The 24,501-nt window shown below is 49.2% G+C and carries 21 protein-coding genes; 20 read left to right on the forward strand and 1 reads right to left on the reverse strand.

Annotated elements, in window-relative coordinates; genetic code table 11:
• Positions 1-89 precede the first annotated feature (89 nt).
• Entirely contained in the window at positions 90-2,759 is a 2,670-nt protein-coding gene (locus COV06_00115) for a preprotein translocase subunit SecA (protein PIR47797.1), read from the forward strand.
• A gap of 39 nt (positions 2,760-2,798) precedes the next feature.
• On the opposite strand, the gene COV06_00120 is transcribed toward COV06_00115, so the two are convergent.
• Positions 2,799-2,855 (reverse strand): hypothetical protein, encoded by a 57-nt coding sequence (locus COV06_00120; protein PIR48093.1) that lies wholly within the window; start codon positions 2,853-2,855, stop codon positions 2,799-2,801.
• 111 nt (positions 2,856-2,966) lie between these two features.
• On the opposite strand from COV06_00120, the gene COV06_00125 reads away from it, so the two are divergent.
• From COV06_00125 to COV06_00215, 19 genes are all read left to right on the forward strand, one after another.
• The gene (locus COV06_00125) at positions 2,967-3,596 is read left to right on the forward strand and encodes a hypothetical protein (protein PIR47798.1); all 630 of its coding nucleotides are present in this window, start codon (positions 2,967-2,969) and stop codon (positions 3,594-3,596) included.
• On the forward strand, positions 3,571-4,872 hold the full coding sequence (locus tag COV06_00130; protein PIR47799.1) for a hypothetical protein: 1,302 nt from the start codon (positions 3,571-3,573) through the stop codon (positions 4,870-4,872). The genes COV06_00125 and COV06_00130 overlap by 26 nt, the downstream gene beginning before the upstream one ends.
• Before the next feature lie 94 nt (positions 4,873-4,966).
• Positions 4,967-6,451, forward strand: coding sequence for a protein translocase subunit SecD (gene secD / locus COV06_00135; protein PIR47800.1), 1,485 nt, complete (start codon positions 4,967-4,969; stop codon positions 6,449-6,451).
• 3 nt (positions 6,452-6,454) lie between these two features.
• Positions 6,455-7,345, forward strand: coding sequence for a protein translocase subunit SecF (gene secF, locus COV06_00140; protein ID PIR47801.1), 891 nt, complete (start codon positions 6,455-6,457; stop codon positions 7,343-7,345).
• A gap of 111 nt (positions 7,346-7,456) precedes the next feature.
• Positions 7,457-8,998, forward strand: a complete 1,542-nt coding sequence (locus COV06_00145; protein ID PIR47802.1) for a hypothetical protein — start codon at positions 7,457-7,459, stop codon at positions 8,996-8,998.
• Between the two features lie 33 nt (positions 8,999-9,031).
• Positions 9,032-11,119 (forward strand): hypothetical protein, encoded by a 2,088-nt coding sequence (locus COV06_00150; GenBank protein PIR47803.1) that lies wholly within the window; start codon positions 9,032-9,034, stop codon positions 11,117-11,119.
• 53 nt (positions 11,120-11,172) lie between these two features.
• Positions 11,173-12,255, forward strand: a complete 1,083-nt coding sequence (locus COV06_00155; protein ID PIR47804.1) for a tRNA 2-thiouridine(34) synthase MnmA — start codon at positions 11,173-11,175, stop codon at positions 12,253-12,255.
• A gap of 419 nt (positions 12,256-12,674) precedes the next feature.
• Positions 12,675-14,468 carry an elongation factor 4 gene (locus COV06_00160; GenBank protein PIR47805.1) on the forward strand — a complete coding sequence of 598 codons (1,794 nt, stop codon included), beginning with the start codon at positions 12,675-12,677 and terminating at the stop codon, positions 14,466-14,468.
• 2 nt (positions 14,469-14,470) lie between these two features.
• Positions 14,471-14,980, forward strand: a complete 510-nt coding sequence (locus COV06_00165; protein PIR47806.1) for a hypothetical protein — start codon at positions 14,471-14,473, stop codon at positions 14,978-14,980.
• A 132-nt stretch (positions 14,981-15,112) separates the two neighbouring features.
• Positions 15,113-16,855, forward strand: coding sequence for a single-stranded-DNA-specific exonuclease RecJ (gene recJ / locus COV06_00170; protein ID PIR47807.1), 1,743 nt, complete (start codon positions 15,113-15,115; stop codon positions 16,853-16,855).
• A 41-nt stretch (positions 16,856-16,896) separates the two neighbouring features.
• Entirely contained in the window at positions 16,897-17,301 is a 405-nt protein-coding gene (locus tag COV06_00175; GenBank protein PIR47808.1) for a ribonuclease H, read from the forward strand.
• An 81-nt stretch (positions 17,302-17,382) separates the two neighbouring features.
• Positions 17,383-18,537, forward strand: a complete 1,155-nt coding sequence (locus COV06_00180; GenBank protein PIR47809.1) for a hypothetical protein — start codon at positions 17,383-17,385, stop codon at positions 18,535-18,537.
• A 1-nt stretch (position 18,538) separates the two neighbouring features.
• The gene (locus tag COV06_00185; protein PIR47810.1) at positions 18,539-18,883 is read left to right on the forward strand and encodes a hypothetical protein; all 345 of its coding nucleotides are present in this window, start codon (positions 18,539-18,541) and stop codon (positions 18,881-18,883) included.
• Positions 18,880-19,269, forward strand: a complete 390-nt coding sequence (locus tag COV06_00190; GenBank protein ID PIR47811.1) for a hypothetical protein — start codon at positions 18,880-18,882, stop codon at positions 19,267-19,269. The genes COV06_00185 and COV06_00190 overlap by 4 nt, the downstream gene beginning before the upstream one ends.
• Before the next feature lie 23 nt (positions 19,270-19,292).
• Positions 19,293-19,784 (forward strand): hypothetical protein, encoded by a 492-nt coding sequence (locus COV06_00195; protein PIR47812.1) that lies wholly within the window; start codon positions 19,293-19,295, stop codon positions 19,782-19,784.
• A gap of 363 nt (positions 19,785-20,147) precedes the next feature.
• Positions 20,148-21,305 (forward strand): hypothetical protein, encoded by a 1,158-nt coding sequence (locus COV06_00200; protein ID PIR47813.1) that lies wholly within the window; start codon positions 20,148-20,150, stop codon positions 21,303-21,305.
• Between the two features lie 89 nt (positions 21,306-21,394).
• Positions 21,395-22,168, forward strand: a complete 774-nt coding sequence (locus COV06_00205) for a hypothetical protein (GenBank protein ID PIR47814.1) — start codon at positions 21,395-21,397, stop codon at positions 22,166-22,168.
• On the forward strand, positions 22,165-24,198 hold the full coding sequence (locus COV06_00210) for a hypothetical protein (protein PIR47815.1): 2,034 nt from the start codon (positions 22,165-22,167) through the stop codon (positions 24,196-24,198). Before COV06_00205 ends, COV06_00210 begins: the two co-directional genes overlap by 4 nt.
• An 8-nt stretch (positions 24,199-24,206) precedes the next feature.
• Positions 24,207-24,500: a hypothetical protein gene (locus tag COV06_00215; GenBank protein ID PIR47816.1), complete on the forward strand. Its 294-nt coding sequence runs from the start codon at positions 24,207-24,209 to the stop codon at positions 24,498-24,500.
• The last annotated feature ends 1 nt before the right edge of the window (position 24,501 follow it).

Raw genomic sequence — 24,501 nt, forward strand, 5'->3', positions numbered from 1 at the left:
CCTGAAGGCGCGACCGCAAAGGTCGTCTGCCTACAGGCGGCCTTTGTGTTATTGACCAAAATGCTCCTTTGACCTACAATCTCGGCATTATGGCACACTTTTTAGATCGATTTTTAACGGATTCCAGTAAGAAAACACTCAAGTACTATCAACAGAGTGTGGATGCAGTCAATGCGCTTGCAGACAGCTACCGTGGGTTATCGGATGCAGAGTTAAAGGAGAAAACCGTGAGTTTTAAAGCGCGCTTGGCGGAAGGCGTTTTGATTGACGATTTGCTCGTAGAGGCGTTTGCCACAGCCCGTGAAGCGGCACAGCGAACCTTGGGACAATATCATTACGATGTGCAGTTGTTGGGAGGGATGGCGCTGCATCATCACAACATTGCCGAGATGCGCACAGGAGAAGGAAAGACACTTACCTCAACACTCCCAGTTTATTTGAATGCATTGGAGGGAAAAGGTGTGCACGTGGCAACCGTTAACGACTACCTGTCCATGCGAGATGCTGCATGGATGGGTGAAGTGTTTGATTTCCTGGGATTGTCCGTGGGAGTCATTTCTCACGAAGGTGGCTTTGTGTACGACAAATCGATCGTGCAGGATGAAGTAGTGGAAGACGCCGATCGAGATGTTACGGGAAGTTTTAAAGTTCACCATGATTATTTGCGACCTGTGGCGCGTGCAGATGCCTATGCGGCGGACATCACCTACGGCACCAACAATGAGTTCGGATTTGACTATCTGCGCGACAACATGGTGCAGAATCCGGATCAGCGCGTGCAACGTCCCCTTAACTATTGTTTGATTGACGAGGTGGACTCTATTTTGATTGACGAGGCACGCACGCCATTGATTATCTCTGCGCCGTCTCAAACGTCCAGTGCCATGTACCAACAATTTGCACAGGTGGTGCGATTGTTAAAGTTGGACGTGGATTATAATATTGACGAGAAAATGAAAGTCTCTACACTTACGGAGGCTGGAATTGAGAAAGTGGAGAAAGCTCTTGGTCTTGCAAACCTCTATGCCGACGGTGGTGTGCACTTGGTGCATCATTTGGAGCAGGCGCTGCGGGCGGAGGTGTTGTATAAGCGTGATAAAGAATACGTGGTACGCGAAGGAGAGATTGTGATTGTGGATGAATTTACGGGTCGTATGATGGAGGGACGTCGTTTTTCGGAAGGACTCCATCAGGCGATCGAGGCGAAAGAAGGTGTGGAGGTACAACAAGAAAGTCAGACATTGGCCACCATTACGTTCCAAAACTATTTCCGCATGTATTCGCGATTGGCGGGCATGACGGGAACGGCCAAGACAGAGGAGGAAGAGTTTCAAAAGATTTATGATTTGAACGTGATCGTGATACCAACCAATAAGGTCATAGCCCGTAATGACCATGAAGACAAAATTTACAAGTCAGAGGCTGGTAAGATTCAGGCTATTGTAAAGGACGTTAAAACGCGGCAGGCCCTGGGGCAGCCAGTGCTCATTGGTACCATTTCTATTGAGAAGAACGAAGAGATGTCGCAGGCACTTTCCAAGGCGGGTGTGCCGCATGAGGCGTTGAACGCAAAAAACCACGAACGAGAAGGGTCGATTGTTGCACAAGCAGGGCGCAAAGGTTCCGTGACGGTGGCCACCAACATGGCGGGTCGTGGTGTGGATATAAAGTTGGGAGGCGTTCCGGCAACAAAGCAAGAATATGAGGAAGTTCTCGCGTTAGGTGGTTTGTATGTGGTGGGAACGGAGCGTCACGAGGCACGTCGGATTGACAATCAGCTCCGTGGACGATCTGGCCGTCAGGGCGATGTTGGAGAAACGCAGTTCTTTGTATCGACCGAGGACGACCTTATGCGTGTGTTTGGATCTGATCGCATGAAGAACATGATGGAGCGATTGGGCGTCCCTGAGGATATGCCGATTGAGAATAAAGTTATTACAAAAGCGTTGGAAGGGGCACAAAAGAAGGTGGAGGGTCACAACTTTGACATTCGCAAACGTTTGTTGGATTACGACGATATCCTCAATAAACAGCGTTCTGTGACCTATGAAATTCGTAACGAGATTGTAGACATTAATACAACGGAGGAGCCAGAGGCGGCACGTCCGATGATTTTGGATCACATTACGGAAGAGATCGAGAATGTTGTGTCGTTCCATACGGCAGACGGAACGGATTGGAATGTAAAGGAGATTTTTGAAACCATGCAGACCATTGTGCCGGTTCCGGAGGAGTTAAAGGAACGTTTTACGGCATATAATGGTATTGGTGCACCGAAGGCTGCGCAGGCCGCAGTGGTGCGCACGGAGTTGATTGAAACATTGGAGGGCCAGGCGCAGATAGCGTACAAGGATCTCGAGGGATTGTTTGCGGAGCGTTCCCAACTTGCAACGGTGGAGAAGCAGTTGTTATTGCGATCGATCGACATGTTGTGGGTGGAACATCTAACCGCGATGCGTAAATTGCGCAGTGGTGTTGGGTTGAGTGGCTATGCACAGCGTGATCCGTTGGTGGAGTACAAGCGTGAGAGCTTTGCTATGTACCAGGTGATGCTGTCAGAGGTGCAAAAACAGGTGGTGTACTCCATTTTTAAGGTAAAGGATGCCATGCGGATTGCCCATACGCCGTCCTTGGCAGAGCGCGCAAAGATTAGCGAGGCTATAAAGGCAGGCGTGAGTAATCATCAAAAACCAGGACGTAACGACGCGTGTCCGTGTGGATCGGGGAAGAAGTACAAAAAGTGCCATGGAATGGAATAACCAAAAACCTCCCAATGCAGGGAGGTTTTTTAATAGGAACTAGGTGAGTTTTGGAATACTGATTTTAAGGACACCGTTTTCCACTACTGATGAGATGCCGGATGAATCATAATTATTTTCTGGAAGTTCGACAGATCATGAATTAAGAGTAGATCTATTGTAGTAGCATAGGTATAGATATTCAAACATTGCGGAGGATAACAGAAGATGATAGGTTGTGCATCTATGAAGCTACTGATGTTTGATTTTGATGGGGTGATAGTGGCCTCTGCGGAGCCGTGTTTTGCGATCCACCAACAATTAGAGGGAGATCAACTGACGCGGGAAGTTTGGCGGACGTATTTTTACGGAAACGCGTTTGACTCTGAGCAGGTGAACATACATTATTCTGATGACCCGGTTGTTTCTGAGGAAAAACCCTTTTTTAAACTCTACAAACCGATTATTGAGACGATGGATCCTGTACCGGGGCTCAAGGAACTCGTCCACAACCTTGCACAGACGCACACGCTTACGATTGTCTCTTCCGGGTTTAGCGACATTATTCAGACCTTTTTAGAGCGGCATGGCCTGCGTTCGTATTTTCAGGAAGTTTGGGGCGCGGATATTCACAAAAAGAAAACGGTTAAAATACAGCGACTTCTCGATCAGTATCAAGTGACTCCTGATGAAGCGCGATTCATTACAGACACTCTTGGCGATGTAAAAGAGGCGCAAGAGGTTGGTACGGCATCTATTGGAGTTACGTGGGGCGTCCACACACGGGATATCCTCGCACTCGGGGCGCCGTTGTGTATTGTGGATACGATCGATGAACTTACCAAGATTCTTTTGTAATATGGATCAATACGACGTCGTCATTGTTGGCGCGAGTTTTGCAGGTTTAACATTGGCGCATCATCTGCCAGGTCACCTGCGGGTTCTTGTTGTGGATGCAAAACCGGCGGCCGGATCTAGTGTTGAATCCACGGGGCTCATTACTTCAAAGACCTACGATTTGTTTAAAACGTTTTTCCCCATTGACGACTACATCACCAATCCCATTTCGGCGATTTGTGTGGTAGCGCCGGATTTTAAGGATTACTTTGTGTCGCAAACGTCGGAACCTTGGATTTATCAAACCGATACAAAGGCTCTCGTGCGTGCCATGGCCGATACCGTTCCATCAAACGTAACCGTTAAGACAAAAACGGTATTCATGAACGCGGTGGATGAGGATGATCACGTTATTATTTCACTGCAAGCTCAAGGAGAGCCTTCTCACCAATTGAGGTGTCGAGTGCTTGTGGGCGCCGATGGTTCTCATTCCAAGGTTGCACAGGTGACACCGGAGCTCGATCAGAACAAATCGTTTCTTTTTGGCTTTGAACGTGTGTATTTTGGAGAGGTGAATCTGGGACCGATTCCGCAGCAGACAATTTATCACTATTGGTTTGGTGAATTTTCTTTGGGGTATGGCGGGTGGCTTTCGCCAACGGTTGTAAACGGACGCTCGGCGTATCGTATTGGCCTTGCAAAGCTGATGAGTGATCGAGGTGCGGCGAGTCAGTTGCTCAAGACGTTTACGCAGCGACTTGTCGACAACGGCACGATCACGCTCGAAGGGTCTATTGAGACGTCGGAATATGCGTTTGGGAGCTTGATTCCCATTGGTGGGGTTGTAAAACGTGTGACGCACAAAAATCGTGTGCTCATTGGAGATGCAGCAGGGTATTGCGGGGCGTTTGCTGCAGATGGTATTAAGGGGTCGTTGGCATCGGCAAAAATTGTTGCGCGGCTGATTCCACGATTTTTGGATGGAGAAACACAGGCACTGGTAGAACTGCCGGAGCGTATGAACACAGAATTTAATCTTATAGATTATTATCGTCGACAGATGCGTTACCGGTGGATCTGGGATCAAATGAGGCGTGACAGGTCATTTAAGGCAATGTTTGCCATTATCGCGCGGGAGCAGGAGACGTTCGTGGAACAATTCTGTGACAGTAAAGATACACACCGCAGTCTCGCCTGGACCGTGCTGAAATTTAAATATCTTCCTCTTCTGGTGCAATATGGGTGTTTTCTGGTTTGGGACAAGTTATTTACACACAAAAAGACTGTCGTTGGTTGATTAATCTCACCAGGGGCGTTACAATGGCGCCCGAGCTGTATTGGCGGGTAGAACCGCCTTCAATCCCCTCATTTCATTTTTTTATTCTGATTACATGGCTTACAAACAGTTTCGAAAACAGCAAAAGGAGGCTGGTAAACATAAGCAAATCAATGCTTCTGTACCATCAAAATGGCGATTACCTGTGGGTGTCATTGGGATCATTCTCCTTTCCGTTATTGGACTTGGGTACATGTTCCCAGCACAGTGGAATGCGACCGTTGGGAAGACTGGTTTGGAATTTAAGGGAACGCCGTTCCATCTAGGTCTTGATTTGTTGGGGGGTGCGCATCTTGTGTATGAGGCAGATTTGTCTCAGGTGGGCGAGTCGGAACGTGCAGATGCATTGCGTGGTGTACGAGACGTTATTGAACGTCGTGTCAATGCCTTTGGTGTTGCCGAGCCGGTTGTTCAATTAACGGGGGATACACGTATTATTGTTGAGCTCGCTGGAATTCAGGACGTGAATGAAGCGATTAACCAAATTGGAGAGACACCGATTTTGGAATTCAAACGGCCAGCTGCCGTGGACCCAGATGCACCAGATCCAATGGAGGGAATTACGGTATCAACAGATGCAGACGGGAATGCGACGCTGGTGGGCACCGACGGCGAGCCTGTCGAGCTGACAAGTGAAATATTCGCTGCATTGCAAGGGAATAATCAGTGGGAAAATACGGAGTTAAGCGGTGCACATCTTAAACACGCATCCGTGGAGTTTGATTCAAACACAGGCACACCGTTGGTATCGCTCACGTTCGATTCCGAGGGCGGAGAAATGTTTGGGAAGTTGACAGAAGAATTGATTGGACAAAAGATCGCCATTTTCTTGGACGGTTCGGTTATTTCTGCGCCGGTTGTTCAGGATGCTATTTACGGCGGTCAGGCGCAGATTACGGGAAGTGATTCTATCGAGGAGGCGCGAACACTCGCGCAACGGCTTAATGCAGGTGCGTTGCCGGTACCTATCGAATTGATCTCTCAACAAACGGTAGGTCCAACACTAGGTGCTATCTCATTGGAGCGTAGCCTCATGGCGGGCGCCATTGGACTTGTCTTGATCGCTCTCTTTATGCTGCTCTACTATCGGTTACCGGGGCTTCTTGCGATCGCCGCACTTGTTGTTTATGGAGTTCTTGTTCTGTCTGTCTTTAAAATGGGATCTGTGACATTAACACTTGCAGGAATCGCTGGTCTTATCCTTTCGATTGGAATGGCGGTGGATGCAAACGTACTCATTTTTGAGCGATTAAAAGAAGAATTAGCGTCTGGTCGGCCGCTTGATCGATCGATCGACGAAGCAGTAAAACGTGCCTGGTCTTCTATCCGCGACGGAAATATTACGACCCTTATTGCGTGTGTGATCCTTTTTGGCTTCAGTTCGAGTTTTATTAAGGGATTTGCGTTGACCTTGGGGATTGGAGTTGTGGCAAGTATGTTGACAGCCGTGGTGGTGACACGCGCATTTTTGGCGCTGGCAGCACGTTGGCCACTCCTCAATAAACCGTTTTTGTACGGGGTAAAAAAGATGCGAGAATAACCTATGAAGATCATTCAACAACGAACCGTTTGGTTCAGTATTAGCGGAGGATTGATTCTTGCCAGTATCGCGTTCCTCGTGATATTTGGGCTTAATCTTGGAATCGATTTTACAGGAGGAAGCCTACTGGAAGTGGAATATGCACAGGATCGGGCAGATATTACGGATATTCGTACAGCTGTCGAAACTGCTGGTTTTACAAGCGGCCAGGTACAGCCAAGTAATGAACGCGGATTACTTGTGCGTCAACCTCCGCTCACGGAAGATCAACATCAGGTACTCATGGGGACATTGTTGACATTTGGAGAATTGGATGAATTGCGATTTGACTCTATTGGCCCTGTTATTGGACAGGAGTTGAAGCAAAAATCCCTGTGGGCACTCGTTCTCATTTTCGTGGCGATTGTGGCCTATGTGGCTTGGTCATTCCGTAAGGTGGGAAGCAAAGTAAAAAGTTGGAAGTATGGATTTTTGACGATTGTTGCAGCACTCCATGATGTGCTTATCGCATTGGGTGTCGCGGCGCTTCTTGGTCATTTTATGGATTTCTCGATTGGGACGGCGTTTGTGGCGGCGTTGTTGACGATTCTTGGATACTCGGTAAACGATACAATTGTGGTATTTGATCGAATCCGCGAGAACCTCATGAAAGATCATCACACGTTCGAAGCCGTTGTGGATCAGTCTGTGAATGAGACGATCGCCCGTTCGATCAATACAAGCTTAACCACCCTACTCGCGTTGTTCGCGGTGTACCTATTTGGTGGGGAAACAACAAAAGATTTTGCCTTAATTCTCATGGTGGGAATCTTTGTGGGAGCCTATTCGTCGATCTTCATTGCGTCACCGTTACTGGTAACGTGGCAAAAGTGGATGGATAGAAAGCGTTCTTAGTGCGTGTGTAGATGAACGAGGTCGCAGAGACCTCGTTTTGTTTTGTGGTGTGTGTAAGTAGGATTAGAAGCAGCAGACAGGGAAAGACAACGTGGTATACTGGTCTCATCTATGTTTGAAATTGTGACTGATTTTTCGTCTTTGCAACGCATGGCGGTGACGCGGCCCGACGTGCTACTTTTGTATATCCTGATGCCAATTGGCGCGTTACTTATTTTAACGACGATTGTATGGGTGATTAAGCAATTGTATTTGGATAAAAAAGGAGGAGAATACGCCGCCGGACTTAAGTGGTCTGTTTTGGCAATCGACATTCCAATGAACATGCAGTCGCCAAAAGCGGTGGAAAACATCTTTGCGATTGTTAAGGGAACAAAGTCCGTGGTTACAAAGAAAGAGGAGTGGCTGCATGGGAAATTTCTCACGGCGACAAGTTTTGAAATCGTGAGTATCGATGGCTATACACAATTCTTTTTGCGCACGCAGGCGCGGTTCCGTGATCATTTGGAAGCCGGAATTTACTCGCAATATCCGGAGGCGGAGATTTCCGAGGTGGAGGATTATACAAAGAATATTCCAGGTGATTTTCCAAACGAGACACATGAAATGTTTGGAGGGGAGATTATTTTGGAGGAGCCGAGCTATTTGCCGATTCGTACTTACGAAGATTTTGAGCACATGGCGAGCAAGGATGAAAAACTCAAGGATCCACTCAATCAAATGTTTGAGTTCATGGGAAAGTTGCGACCAGGAGAGCAGTTCTGGGTTCATCTGATTGTGCACCCAGGTGGCGACGGCGGGTGGTCTAAAAAGGGAGAAGATTTTATTTTAAAAACCTATGGACGAGATAAGCCGGAAGCGGTCTCCACGGGCTCTGTATTGTTAAAGTTGTTGTTCTCGCCATTTGGTTGGATCATCAAAGAAGCGGCAACACAACTAGGCGCAGGCGTTTTTGAAGCGGGAGAGGCTGCAAAGCCTGAACGTCCAATGTTTTTTGTGCCGACGAACACAGAAAAAACCCAGCTTGATGGTGTGACCAAAAAACTCGCAAAACCAGGGTATGAATGTAAGATTCGTTGGGCCTATGTGTCACGGCACGAGACGTACAATAAGGGTGGTCGTAACACGCTTTGGAAAGGGTACCTCGCATTGTTTACGCATCCAGCGATGAATAAGTTTAAATACGATGCAGACACCATGCCACGTGACGATTATTTTTGGATGATTTGGGAGTATCGACGTAAGCAACGAGAACTCATGGAAGCCCTAAAGGGTCGTAGCTGGGGTCATGGAAGTACGCCAATGTATTTGAATGTGGAGGAATTAGCGACCCTGTGGCACTTCCCAACAATCGAATCACATGCACCTCTTATGGCGCGTACGGAGTCTAAACGATCCGAGGCGCCAACCTATTTGCCAAAACCTGGCGTTGGGGAATCGGAAGATTTGCCATCTGAGGAGTTGATCGAGGTTGATGAGCAAGGAAGACCCGTTGCAAGACCTGTTGATGTCGGCGCAATTTACAATAACGATCTTGCGGATATTTTGCCCACCGAGCCCATGATTGAACCTGGAGATGAGAATCAACCTCGCGACACGGATGAGACCTATGGAGAGGAGCAACCGTTTATCCCGCCCAACCTTCCTGTGTAATTATTGACCGCACGTCCTTAACCGTCTACCTCTATGGCTCGTATCCACGACCATGAAAATGAAATCACCTACTTCGCTAAAACCAACTTTCGACAAGGTGGTCAGAAGTTTGGGATTAAAACGGACGATCGACGCCGGCACATGTATATTGTTGGAAAAACCGGTGCTGGTAAAACAACACTTTTGGAGAACATGGTGTTGCAAGACATTTATAACGGGCACGGGATTTGCTATGTGGATCCGCATGGAGATACGGTGGAGCGTATTCTTGATTTTATTCCAAGCTGGCGTTTGAATGATGTTGTGTACTTTAACCCGGCGGATTTGGATTTTCCGGTTGGGTTTAACGTGTTAGATGAAGTGTCTGGAAGCCACAAACATCTTGTCGCCTCTGGTTTGATGAGTGTGTTTAAGAAGATTTGGGAGAACATGTGGTCGGCTCGTATGGAGTATATTCTGGGCAATACGATTTTAGCCTTGTTGGATACCCCAGGCTCTACGTTGTTGGGTATTAACCGTATGTATTCCGATCCGGACTATCGAAGGTCCATTATTGAAAATATCAAGGACCCTGTGGTCAAACAGTTCTGGGTCATGGAGTATGCGGCATATTCAGAGAAATTTGCAACAGAGGCGGTGGCGGCCGTGCAAAACAAGGTAGGTCAGTTTTTGTCGTCCGACGTGATTCGCAATATCGTTGCACAGGTTAAATCGACGATTGACGTGCGAGAAATCATGGATTCGCAGAAAATTTTGCTGGTCAACTTGTCTAAGGGGCGTATTGGAGAGGATAATTCGCGTTTGCTTGGCGGAATGTTGATCAATAAGGTACAGCTAGCGGCCATGGAACGTGTGGACATGCCAGAGAAAGATCGAAAAGATTTCTATTTGTACGTAGATGAGTTTCAAAACTTTGCAACGGAATCATTCGCCGGAATTTTGTCCGAGGCGCGTAAATATCGACTCAATCTAATCGTCGCACACCAATATATTGCACAGTTAACGGAGGAGGTACGAGATGCCGTGTTGGGTAACGTTGGCACGATGACGGTGTTTCGTGTGGGTGCACCAGACGCGCAGGAGCTAGAGACAGAATTCATGCCACGATTTACGCCGGAGGATATTATTAACCTGCCAAAATACCAAGTGTATTTAAAATTGATGATCGACGGAATGGCGTCTCCTCCATTCTCTGCGACCACGCTTCCGCCGATCGCACAGAATACGGGATCAGAAGCAAAAGTTATACGGATGAGTCGTGAGCGTTATTCGGCTGATCGGTCTGAGGTGGAGGCTGGTGTGATTAAATGGACTGGTTTGGAGGATGCAGATATTGATCAACTCATGGACCAGGCAAAGGCAAAAGGGTCCGGAAATCAGGCGAAGGTCAAACATAAATACAAATGTTCTTGGACAGGAAAAGAGTTTTCGATTCCAGTGAAGTTGGATCGCGGACGGCCAATTTACAGTGAGGAAGGAAAAGAGATGGTGCGAGCGGCCAAGAAGGACGGTACATACGATCCTCGCAAGGATATTATTTACAGTGATACTCTGGAGCCCATCGGATCGGTTGCAGAATTGGGAACGGATGGTTTGTGGGCGGTACGCAATGAGGAAGGGGACATTATTGGTCGCAAAGATGAGGATAGTACAAAACGCGATCGTAGGGCGGCTAAGGAGACCGAAAAACAGGAGTTAGAAGTAAAACTTGCTAAGGCGCGTGAGGAAATGAAGGAGTCTGGAGCACCAGCGGCGAGTGTAGAGGTAGCACCGACTCCAAAACCTGCAAACGTAGAGTCTCCAAAAGTGGAGCGTCCTGCACCGCGCCTACAGGAAGAGGTAAAGTCTGTCGTTGGGGCCTCGTTGAATGTTCTCAAGCAAGAAGGTGAGCGGCGTGAGGGCGAGAAGCGTAAACGCAGAAGGAAAAAGCCAACACAAGATGGAGGAGGCGATCGTGGAGGTTCTCGATCACGTTCCAATCCATCGAGGTCGACAGACACACCCAGAGATCAGCAACCCGTCATACGACAGCCGGCTGCAGATGTTCAACCAAAAACAGAGCCAGATACAAAGGCAAGGCCTATTAAACCTGGTGAGATGATCACGTTTGGGGAGGAATAACTCGTCGGTTGCACCTTGATTCATAAGGGTAACCGTGCTAGGTTGGCAACGATATGCAGGACTCCCCCAGGAAAATCTTAGTGGCAATGAGCGGTGGCGTCGATTCGTCGGTGGCCGCTGCGTTGCTTTTGGAACAGGGGCATGAGGTGGTGGGGGCGTTTATGAAAAATTGGAGCGGATGTGATTGGGAGACGGACAAACGAGATGCACAGCGTGTGGCGGCAGGTCTGGGAATTGATTTTTATGTCTACGACTTTGAGAAAGAATACCGGGAGCGTGTGTATGAATACATGATTGCCGAGTATGCGGCAGGCCGCACACCAAATCCGGATGTGATGTGTAACCGTGAGGTAAAGTTTGACTTACTTATGAATGTGGCAGACGCGTTGGGATGTAGTCAGCTGGCAACTGGCCATTATGCACGCATTCGCACGGAGGGGGAGACTATTGAATTATTAAAGGGTGTTGATTCCAATAAAGATCAATCGTATTTTTTATGTCGGTTGGGTCAGAAGGAATTGCGTCGAGCCGTATTCCCTGTGGGCGAGCTCACCAAATCGGAGGTGCGCCGCATTGCGCAGAAATATCACCTTGCAACTGCGGAGAAAAAAGATAGCCAGGGGCTTTGTTTTGTTGGGATGGTGGATATGCAAACGTTTTTAAAGGAGCGAATCCCTACGCAGACGGGACCGATTGTGACCACAGACGGAGAGGTGATTGGAGAACATGAAGGGATTCAATACTATACGATTGGGCAGCGACATGGATTGGGTGTTGGTGGCGGTGAGCCGTGGTATGTGGTGGATCGACGATTGGAGACGAATGAATTGGTAGTGGGACATGAGGACGATCCGGCGTTGCTCGCACGAGAGATTCATGCGATGGATGTCCATTGGGTTTCTGGGGCAGAGCCGGTGTTTCCAGTTATCTGCCAGGCAAAAATTCGCTATCGGCAAGAGGATCAGTTGTGCACGGTTACGCCGATACAAGGAGATTACGTAGATGAGAAGGGGAATGTGGATCGGCAGGCGACGTTAAACATTCAATTTGATCAAGCACAGCGGGCTGTGGCACCGGGGCAGTTTGTTGTTTTTTACCACCAAGACGTCCTCATTGGCAGCGCGGTGGCTGTGTAATAACAGTACAATTACACGAGATAGGAAATAAAAACACCAAGAGCGGCACCCGAAGGCCCGCTCAAGAGGAGGTGTGGAACGCTCGTCACCTGCTAAACTATCACCAAAAAAGCACTTATCCCGGTATATTGGGCCGGGTACCCTATGTGATTTTGTCAATTTATATGTCCGTCTCTCGCTGGCCCCTTGGGGACATGGAGACAATTGCCGAGCGGGCACAAACGCGCCAAAGCTCGGGAAGACAGGTGCGAGGGTGGTTGTTCCAAGACCACCACGAGCGTTCCACGAAGAAAGACTATCAAAAAGTCCTCATATTGTCAATAGTTTGCCTCTTTGGAGGAAATTGGAAAAGGAAGAGAATGAAGTACAGGGTAAATACTCGACAAATAGGGGAAATAGCGCTAGTATCGGGTTATTCTATGGATCAATCACACATCCGCAACTTTTGCATTATCGCCCATATTGACCACGGAAAGTCGACCCTCGCGGATCGGCTTTTAGAGTTAACGGGCACATTGGACAAACGACAGCTCAAAGAACAGACCCTGGACACCATGGACTTGGAGCGAGAGCGGGGGATTACCATTAAGTTACAACCGGCTCGGATGAAGCACACCAAAGATGGTGTGGAGTACACGTTGAATCTCATTGACACACCGGGGCATGTGGATTTTGCTTACGAGGTTTCTCGATCGCTTGCCGCTGTGGAGGGATGTATTTTGTTGGTCGATGCCACACAGGGTGTGCAGGCGCAAACACTTGCAAACTTATATATGGCAATTGAGGCGGGGTTGGAGGTGATTCCGGTGCTCAATAAAATCGACTTGCCGGCGGCAGACGTGGCAAGTCGTAGCGAGGAACTGAAACAACTCATTGGCTGCACACGAGAAGATATTTTGACAGTCTCCGGAAAAACAGGTGAGGGCGTTGCAGCGCTGTTGGATCGCCTGGTGGAGAAGGTGCCTATGCCCAAAGGTGACACAAACGCCGAACCACGCGCGATGATTTTTGATTCGTTCTACGACGATTATCAAGGCGTGGTGGCCTACGTGCGTGTGGTGGATGGCGCCTTTAAAAAAGGACAGCAAATGAAGATGGTTGCCACAGAAGTTGTGACGCCGATTGCAGAGCTTGGACACATTTCTCCACAACGTATCCCTGACGCCGACCTCACGACGGGGCAAATTGGCTATATAGTAACTGGGTTAAAAGATATTGTGAGCTGTCGCGTTGGAGATACGATCACCTTGCCGGGTACGCACGTAACGCCGTTGCCGGGTTACAAAGAGGTGCGACCAATGGTGTTTGCTGGTATTTTTCCGCGCGATGGAGGTGATGTTACGGAATTGCGTGAGGGTATGGAAAAGTTGCAGTTGTCCGATGCGTCTCTTACAGTGGAGCCGGAGCAATCTGGGGCGCTTGGTGTTGGATTCCGTTGTGGTTTGCTTGGCATGTTGCATTTGGAAATTGTGCAGGAACGCCTCATGCGGGAGTCGGATGTGGACGTGGTGGTTACAACGCCGAGTGTGCGATACCGTGTGCAAAAATCCAATGGTGAGGAACTGATTATTAAGAGTCCGCTCGATCTTCCGGATCCAAGTCAGATTGCACAGGTTTTTGAGCCTTGGGCGCGTGTGGATATTGTGGTGCCAACGGAGCGCATTGGAGCCGTCATGGCGCTTGTGCAGGACAGACGTGGAATTTACAAAACCACGGAATACCTGGATCAGCACCGAGCGCTTTTGCATTACGAAATGGCGTTGTCGGCGGTGATTGTAGATTTTTATGATGCGCTTAAAACGGCAACGAGTGGCTACGGATCCATGAGCTACGAGGCGTTTGACGAGCGTCCGGCAGATGTGGTGCGTATGGATATTTTTGTGGCGGAAGACCCTGTGGAGGCGCTTTCCACACTAGTGTATCGAGATCAAGCGCATGAGGTTGGAAAGAAAATTATTCATACACTTAAAAATGAGATACCACGTCAGCAGTTTGTGATAAAATTGCAGGCGATGATAGGAGGTGCCATTATTGCAGGGGATCGTATTTCGGCCATGCGTAAAGACGTGACGGCCAAGCTTTATGGCGGAGACGTCACGCGAAAACGTAAATTGCTCGAGAAACAAAAAAAGGGAAAGAAGAAAATGGCTGCCTTGGGACATGGAAAAGTGGAAATCCCCGCCAGTGCCTATTTAAAAGTATTAAAGCGATAAGTATGTCTTATTGGATAAGTCGATCATTTCTATATTCGATCGTTATTTTGCTTGTCGTGCTGGGTATTGGTTGTGTGTTCCAAGTTGTGGATACGGGCAATGATCTCACGGATCTATCGGTGATTACGGATCCCCCTCTACAAGGAACTTCTGATCAAATAACGGGTGTTCTGGTGAACATTGGCTTTAGTGGAACAGAAATTGGATGTGATCTTGCAGAGTCGGACCCAGTGGGAACACGCCGTTCTTGCAATACGGGTGTTGTGCATCTTGGGTTAGAGGAGTCTACGGGTCGCGTGGTTGATTTGGACGGAGTGAGTTGCTCTGGACAGGAAGTATTGGTACGTACAGAAGAAGGTGTACAAATGGAGTATGAGACTACAAATTGCGCCTATCAAATTGGTGACCGCTATCAGGTTGAGGGTAAAATGGGTCAATTATTGGATCAATGGGACCACGGAACGCAAGTAGAAGAATACATTATGTATAATCCTATAATAACCTCATTGTAATATGTACAAAAGCAAGTGGCTTAAGCGCGTGTTTGCTATCATCTCTTTTGTTGTGATTTTAAGCATGGTTGGATTTACCATCGCGATTGGATTTTAGTAGGGTGGGTGTGGCTTAGTTGTGAATGATTTTGTATGAAGAAACAAACAGCGACGTGGAATCTTCATACGCCGGTGGAGGAAGATGCCTTGCGACAATTTCCAGAATTGGATCCCGTGTTGATGCAATTATTGTGGAATCGTGGTATCCGATCACAAGAGGAAATTTATGCGTTTTTTAATCCTGATTATGGAACCGATCTCCATGATCCGTTTTTGTTTCGACAAATGAAGAGTGTCGTAAAGCGTATTTACCAGGCGTTGGAGAAAGGGGAAACGATTGTGATTCACGGAGATTATGATGCAGACGGGATCTGTGGAACGGCCGTACTCGTGACAGCCATTAAAGAAATTTGTCGTCGTACGGGTATAAAGGCATTTGAGGAGGAGCGGGTACGTTGGTATCTACCATCGCGAGAAGGAGATGGGTACGGAATGAGCTACGCAGCGGTAGAGACGTTTAAGGAGATGGAGGTGAACCTTATTATTACGGTTGATTGCGGGATTGCAAACGTGGATGAGATTGCGCTTGCGTATGCCTTTGGAATGGAGGTGATTGTGGTGGATCATCACCAGTTACCGCAAACCTGTTCTGAGCTTGCGCTCACGGTGCACCCGTTGGTGCCAGGAGAAACTTATCCATTCAAGAAACTCGCGGCGGTGGGCGTGGCCTTTAAGGTTGCCTGCGCACTTTATGCGCACGGAAGATCCAGGAAGGCGCCAATTCCTTTGGGGTTAGAAAAATGGTTGCTGGATCTTGTGTCCATCGCAACGGTCACAGATATGGTTCCATTGACGGGCGAAAATCGTTTATTGGAGACGTATGGATTAATGGTGCTAAATAAAAGTAAACGTGTTGGATTGCTTGCGCTCATGAACGCCGCAGGGCTGACACAGGGGAAGCTTACGACCACGGATATTGGATTTAGAATTGGGCCAAGACTTAATGCAGCTGGCAGAATTGCAAAGGCAGACGTGGCATTGGAACTTATGCTCGAGGAAGACGAGTCGCGTGCAGACGCATTGGCAGAACAGCTGAATCAAATCAATACCGAGCGACAAAAGCTTACAGAACAGTCCACAAAGCGTGCCTTGGAGATGGTGGACACCGAGGCCGCATTTATTGCGGTTGTGGATCATGAAACACGCGTAGGCGTTGCAGGACTTGTCGCTGGAAAGCTTGCGCAACAGCTTGGAAAGCCGTCGGTGGTCATGACACGCGTAGGTGTGCATGTGGTGGGATCGGGTCGTGCGCCCTCGGGGTTCCAATTTGTGCAGGCGATGGATACGTGTCGAGAACTCATGGTAGGGGGTGGAGGACATCCGGAGGCGTGTGGATTTACGCTTTTGGAACCGCAGATTTCCGCGTGGGTGAAGGCGATGAACATATTTGCAGCCGAACATGCAACGGACGACGCAGGGAAAACAATCTTGGACGTGGACGCAGAGTTGGAGCTATCGGATGTTACCTGGGAACTTGTTGAGCGTGTGTCTGCCATGGAACCACACGGTATGGGCAATCCAACGCCAACGTTTTTGGCTTCTGGTGTGCAGGTGATCGCGGCAGAAACGGTCGGTAAAACACAATCACATTTACGATTAAGTGTCGCCACAAGCACTCGCAGTATTAGGTCCTGTATTGGGTTTGGATGGGGATGGTTGGCGGAAGACCTGACGATGGGTGATACAATAGACTTGGTTTATGAGATTGGCGTCAATGAATGGAATGGGAATCGAGAGATTCAACTACAGATCGTGGACATTCAAAAGGTGTCATGAGGTTGTTGATCCAATAATTTTGATCATTGGTAAACGTTTGTATGCATGCATTATTGTTCACTGATGGAGGATCACGTGGAAACCCAGGACCAGCTGGGTCTGGTGCTGTTTTGTTTGATGAGAACAAAGAGGTGATAGACGAGGCGATGTTGTATTTAGGAACGGAGACCAATAACGTTGCAGAATACACGGCGATTATTATTGGATTAGAGTTGGCACTCGCGCACGGCGTAACGACGCTCGATTCCTATATGGACTCAGAGCTTGCCGTCAAACAATTAAATGGTCAGTATCGCGTCAAAAATCCAGGTCTTGCAAAATTGTGGATTCAGGTACGCGAGTTGGCGTCTAAGTTTGAACGCGTTCGATTTACCCATGTGCGGCGCGAGCAGAATACGCACGCCGATGCACTTGTCAACAAGGTCCTAGACCAACACACGCGATAATTTGATAGAATGAGAGGGTTACATAGGCGACGTGTAAGGAAATGTTGACGTTCGTATCCTCAGTGAATATCAAACGTGTGTATGAGTTTGTTTGCAAAAAAAGAAGAACGATTTGTAGGAATCGATATTGGAGCGGGCGGGATTAAGCTCGTTGAATTGTTGTATGAACATGGTGCCTATAAATTGATGACGTATGGTTCTACTTCGCGAATGGCAGATGTCGTCGACACGGCACTTACGGATGTTCCAAAGGAGGCGGTGGATCATATTAAAGAACTCATTAAACAGGCAGGTGTTGAATCGACGCACGTGATTGCGTCGTTGCCGGTTCACTCGGTGTTTAGCTCTATTATTGCCATTCCAGATGTCAAAAATCCCGTGGAGACGCGGGCACTCGTGGAACGTCAGGCGGGTAAGTTAATGCCATTGCCGGTGGATCAAATGGTGATCGATTTTCAAATACTGGATCGTGTTGGGCGAGAGAATACTTCTATTCTCGATGCAGACGTCGCGGCGTCTAAACAGGCAAAGATCACCACATCATCCATTGCTGATAAAAATGTGCGTGTCCTTATTACGGGTGCCGAGAAAAAAATGGTGCAGACCTATACACAGATTTTCCAAGATGCAGGATTAGATTTGGCTAGTTTAGAGACAGAACCGTTTGCGCTTATCCGCTCATTGATCGGTAATGACAAGAGTCCTATTATGGTCTTGGATGTGGGGGCGTTTAGAACAAATATGACGATCGTAGAGGAAGGGATTCCCTTTTTGAATCGTAGTATTAAAGTAGGTGGCGCCATGGTCACACGCGAGATTGCCAAACAAATGGGGATTGCCGTGGAGGAGGCCGAGCAGATGAAGCAAGACCTACATACAGAGAACGGCGATGTTCCAAAGGCGGTGGTGGATTTATTTCAGCCAATCGTGAATGAGATTTCCTATGCCATGGAGTTGTTTGCAAAATCTAAGTTGTCGGATAAAGATCGCGTGGAAAAGGTGATTCTCACAGGTGGGTCTGCGTTGTTGTTGGGATTGGATACATTTTTGACGGAGAAATTGAACGTGCGAACGTTTGTAGGAGACCCATGGGCGCGCGTACAGATCAATGAGGCGATGCGGCCAATGCTCGAGGAGATTGGTCCGCGATTCTCTGTGGCGCTTGGGTTGGCGATGCATGCGGCAAAGGGCGCTCCGGTAGAGGTCAAGAAGGATTCCAAATCAAAGAAACAGTAGTATGATCGAGGCGTGGCAACAACGATCCGAGCCGATCGGCCTTTTTGTTGGGGCGCCGGAGTTTCCGTTGTTGCATACGGTAATTGGAGATCGCGCGCATCGATTTGTTGTGCGTGGGCAGGGAATGCCACTTGTGGTCCAAATGCATCCAAACATACCCGTTCGGACACTCGTAAGTTGTTTGGTTATTGGTAGACGCGTGGGATGTTATTTGAATGATGAAGATGACATTATGCATACGGCACATCGACTCTTACGGGCGGCGCCAGGGCACATTGCACGATTACCGGTTGCTGTGTGGGATGGTGGTGCTTGGTCTCAACATCTTTTGTACGAGTTGGCATGAGCGCAAAACAACATATTTGTATCTTGGAGAACGATCCATTTTTTGCGGGCCTGTACGCGCGTAAGTTTGAGTCGCGTGGATGGAAAACAACCGTCATTGAGCATGCGGACGATTTGTCTAAATGCTTGGAGGACGAGGGTGTGGACCTGTTTATTATCGATATTGAGGGAGATGATTACTCTGCAAAGGACCTCGTGGAGCGGTTGAAGGCGCCCGCGAGTGCGTATCGGTCACTCCCGATTGTTATATTAACAAAGGTAAAGGACCGAGAGACCGTACAGAAGATGATGAAAATCGGTGTGGACGCTTATTTATTTAAAGGTCACTTTGTACCCAACGAGGTTGTGGAGAAGGTACAGCGCATTTTAGACAGCGGAGTGGTATAATCAATGCATTCAAGCAACCGTCTATGGAAAAACCATCAGGAATCACATTAGTGGAGGGCCTCATTATTGGAGGGATCTTCTGTATTTTGTTGTTTGCAACAGGAATCTCGTTGTCGGCGGCGCGTGAGCGTGTGCGTGATTATAAGCGTATTTCCGATGTTTCGCGCGTACAGGCGGCATTGGAGCTGTACTACAATGAACAAAATCAGTATCCAAAGACGGAAGGGAAGATTGCTCTTGGAAACGGTGGGGCGCTCTGTTTGAGTAGCTCTGGGTTCCAGCCAACGTGCTCGTCTACGGGTCGTGTGTTTTTAAATCCTGTGCCAAGTCAGACGGGCATCGGGTTGGGGGGATCGGACTTGCAGGTCTATGCGTATGAGAGTGATGGAGAGAATTACGTGATTTCTTTGGTGATCGAGCGGGCGATTCCTCAGGTGGCTATTGAGAAAGGGTTGGTGTGCGCGCGTCCTGGGTCGCCTATTCAGGCGTCGGCAAGCGGCGTGTGCGCGCTTTAGGCAATTTGTGCTCAACTGATCGTAAGAGACAGGCTTGACAGGCCTGTTTTTTTGTTGTATGTTTGGTGGGCGACAATCCGTTGCACGAGGAGACTGGCATGGCCCTGAACCCCTACACGCCGCCCCCCAAGGTGGACGGCCCCGAGTCGCGCGCGAGCGTGCGCGACTACCCTCGTCCTCGTCACGGGCAGGTCCTCGACCTGCCCGTGGAGGTTCCCTCCAACGGGGGTGAGCTCAAGCCGGCGACGGCCTGAGCTCGCTCTACCCCCCCACGCGGTCTTCGGGCTGCACTTCTACGACCGGCGCCTGGAACCTCAGGACGCCGGCCTCGTACGTTCATGCGCAACGCAGAAAGAGCGGAAGATGAAGTCGGACATTGCAGATGTAAACTTGCAGAAGTTGTATGAGGCACTGGAAGCAGCGCTGAGAAACGCGGGTGTTGCAGACAAGATTTCCGTGGCAACGTCGTTGAGGGCGTTTGTGGATACTGTGGACGAATTGGCGGTCGAGCGTGGCCAGTTACTTGCTGCGCTGGAGCACGCCACCACCGATTCGGTTACGGGACTGCTGAGATCTGACCAATGGCGTCAGCAACTCGCCATGGCGCTCAGGCAGGCATTGGGAGAAGCGGCGATCGTGCCCATCCTCGATGGTATGTTCCCGCTTGCGGCGGCCCGGATGGTGGGGTTAAAGGATGTGGTCAGAAGTGTCGTCCTTGCGACGTTTGACGTTCGTGCGTTGGACTATACCAACGCGCTGCTAGGCTATGCCGCGGGCAGCGAGATGCTGACGCTGTGTGCACAGACGGCGGCGACGGTGTTGGACGAGTTCCTCTCCTCCTACGGGATGCAGCGGAGAACCAGTGTTCGCGACCCTCTGTGGCTGTGTTCACTCACACGGACCGGCGGCGATGAATTCCGTGCGGTCTTGGTTGGTCAGGCGGCCACGCGTTGGCGCGACGTGCGCGACGGACTGTTCATGCGTCTGAGCGAGGAAGAAGTGCCGGGGCTCGACATCCCGCCCGCGATGGCATCCGGTGCCATGTCCATGCACGTCTTGCTCTGGTACGTGGGCGCGTTCTATCGGTGGCGGGGCCTGTCTCTGCCCACCGACAGGGAGGAGATCATCACGCTCGCCATTCAACTGTGGTGTGCCTTCACGGAGGCGCGCGCAGATGCACAGCGGGTGGTGGAATACGGTCTCCTGTTTGCCGATGCGTGGGACGATGACCCTGTAAAGCGCGAGCGGTTCGATCGGTGGATGTCCACCAAGTTGATGGCCTCGGCCTTCAATGGACGAACTCTGGATGAGGTGCACAACCTGTGCCGAAGCGCGTCCATGTGTCTGAAGGCAGACGACACCAAGGGTGCCAAGGCGGTGTTCGTGCACGATCACGATGATCGTATGCGTGTTCACTTCAACATCCTCCTGGCCAAGGCGCGGGCGCTGCAAGAAGAAAACATCCGTCTCCGGCTCGAGATCTTCGTGATCTCCAATGAGTTCGAGTTTCCTATCCCCTAAGGGGAATCAACGTCGAGGGGCTCCGGCCCCTCATTCATTTTGTTAAAAAGCGTCTATCCTAACCGCTCAAACTTTGCTAAACTACCCCTATGATTGTGTACATAATAGCCTTATTGGTGGGTATTCTTCTCGCAGGTCTCCTGTCGGCGTTCATTTTTCGGGCACACAGTGAATGGGTGTGGATGCGACCAAAAAAAGCCTGTGTGGTGTGTGAGGTTCCAAGAACACCTGGTGATCTCATACCAATCGTCGGTGATTTACGTATGCAATATCGCTGCCGATCTTGCCGTGCCTATGTGGCGTGGCAGTATCCCTTGATTGAGGTGTCGATCGTTCTGCTTGTGCTGTTTCACGTATGGCGCTATGTAACGGGTACATGGACTCCCGATATCGCCACGAATATTACCTGGGTCTATGCCGTGCGAGACATCATTTTCTCCCTTTTTCTTCTCATTGTCTTTGTTTACGATTTTAAGTACGAGTTGATTTTGGATCGTTACACGTTGCCCGCCATGGTGTTTGCATTAATTGCAAATATTAGCCTCGGCAGTTCTGGATACGAATTGTGTCTTGCTATGCTTGTATTGTTTCTGTTCTTTTTAATTCAATACGTTTTTTCTAAGGGGCGCATACTGGGCGCGGGCGATGTACGTATGGGGCTGGTGATTGGGGCGATGCTTGGATTTACACACGGAATCGGTGCGGTGTTATTGGCCTATATTCTTGGAGCGATTGTAGGGATTGGTTTATTGCTCACGCGACGTCACACGTTTAACGATCAAGTACCATTTGGAACGTTCCTAGCGATTGCAACATTTATTATGCTGGTCTGGGGTGATCTATTATTACAACTGTTAGTATGACGCACAAAGAGGCTCAGACACGAATACAAAAATTACGAGAGGAGATTGCGCACGAGCGCTATCTCTATCATGTGTTAGATACACCGGGAATTTCTGACGCCGCCCTGGATAGTCTCAAGCATGAGCTTTACACGTTGGAGCAAACGTATCCCGACTTAATTACGCCAGATTCTCCCACACAGCGGGTGGGCGGGGAGGCGTTAAATATCTTTCAAAAAGTGGAACATGCGGCACGCATGCTTTCCATGGAAGATGTGTTCTCTACTGAGGAATTTTCTGCTTGGTATACACGTGTGTGCGAGCGTGTCGATACAAACCAGCTCGATTTGTACTGCATGCCAAAACTCGACGGACTCGCCGTCTCGCTTGAATACAAAAATGGACAACTCGTCCTTGGCGCAACTCGTGGTGATGGCCGTGTTGGAGAGGATGTGACGCATAATATTCGCACCATTGAATCTATTCCATTATCGTTGCGAACACCGATTGATGCACAAAAAAAAGCACACCCAATCCTCAAAAACTTACCGCAGACGCTCATTGTGCGCGGGGAGGTGTTTATGCCCGTAAAGGCCTTTAATCAACTCAACAAAGAACGAGAACAAACGGGAGAGGCACTGTTTGCCAATCCGCGTAACGTGGCAGCTGGGAGCATTCGCCAATTGGATGCAACGATTGCCGCCTCACGTCCATTGCGATTTGTGGCGTGGGATTTAATTACAGACATGGGGCAGACAACGCACGAGGAGGAGATGGCGTTATTGAATGCACTTGGGTTTGCAACGACTCCTTATAGTGAACGAGTTGCGGATCGCACGGGTGTGGAACGGATGTTTGCAACCTTACAAAAGGGGCGTGCGCGGATGCCGTTTTGGATCGATGGGATGGTGATACGCGTCAATAATAACGATGTCTATAGTGAGCTTGGCGTGATTGGCAAAACACCTCGTGGGCTCGTGGCATGGAAGTTTCCCGCGGAGGAGGCAACCACTCGTTTGTTGGATGTGGTCTGGTCTGTAGGGCGCACGGGAGCGGTAACACCTGTTGCGGAATTAGAACCTGTGTTTGTGGCGGGTACCACGGTACAGCACGCGTCGCTTCATAATATGGATGAGATTGAGCGACTAGGTCTTAAAATCGGCGACACGGTCGTGATTAAAAAAGCGGGCGATATTATTCCAAAAGTTGTGGCCGTTTTGACCAAGATGCGAACCGGCAAGGAGATGCAGATTAAGGCTCCGACGCAGATCAACGGATCAGCGGTATATAAAAAACCTGGAGAGGTGGCGCTGTACTGTGCGGACCCTCATGCATTTGATCGACGCCTGCAGGCAATAGCCTATGCGGTGGGCAAGCAGGTGTTGGACATAGATGGATTGGGGGAGAAAACCATTGCGCAACTCTTGGAGCGAGGGATAATAGCGAATTTTGCCGATCTATACGGAATGTCAAAAGATGAATTATTGACGTTGGAGGGGTTTGCGGAGGTGAGTGCAGAGAATGCCATCCAGGCAATTTATGTGGCGAAAACGGTTCCCTTACATCGTTTTATTACGGCACTTGGAATTAAGCACGTTGGGGGGGAGACGGCGCGCAGGCTGGCACAGACGTTCTTAACGTTTGATCGATTGCAGCAGGCAACGCGAGAGGAACTGCTGGCGGTAGAGGATGTGGGAGAGACGGTGGCCGATGCGATTGTGGAATTCTTTGCCCGGCAAGACAATCAAACTTTGGTGAACACGTTTAGAGAACATGGTGGGGTGATTGTACCGGCCAAAAGAAGAGAACGCGGAGCACTCACAGATAAAACGTTTGTGCTCACAGGAACGCTTGAGACCATGACACGCACGCAGGCCAAGGAATCTATTGAACAGCTTGGCGGGAAGGTAACAGGCTCGGTGAGTAAGGCAACGACCGCCGTTGTTGCAGGTGAGAATCCGGGATCTAAACTCGCCAAAGCGCAGCAACTTGGTGTGGCCGTGTTGAATGAGAAGCAATTTTCGGCTATGCTGGCCTCATTGTCTACGTAATTACAGCTATGGATACCAAACAGTTTGACACACTTTTACAACTCGCCTCGCTCCACGTGGATGCAAGTGAACGCGAGAGATTGCAGGACGATATTGGGAGCATTCTATCCTATGTCGACAAGCTCCAAGGATTAAAATTGGATTCTGTTGAGTTTGCGCGCACTGTGGTTGCCGCAGAATCGTACAGGGAGGATATAATCATTCCTGCAGCGCCTGCAGAGAGAAAAATGGTGATAGAAAATTTCCCAAGCACCACGTCCGATAACTTACTCGAGGCACACGCCGTGATTGATCGCACTTAGT

Source organism: Candidatus Uhrbacteria bacterium CG10_big_fil_rev_8_21_14_0_10_50_16, from assembly GCA_002774875.1.
Taxonomy (GTDB): Bacteria; Patescibacteriota; Patescibacteriia; order UBA9934; family UBA11717; genus UBA11717.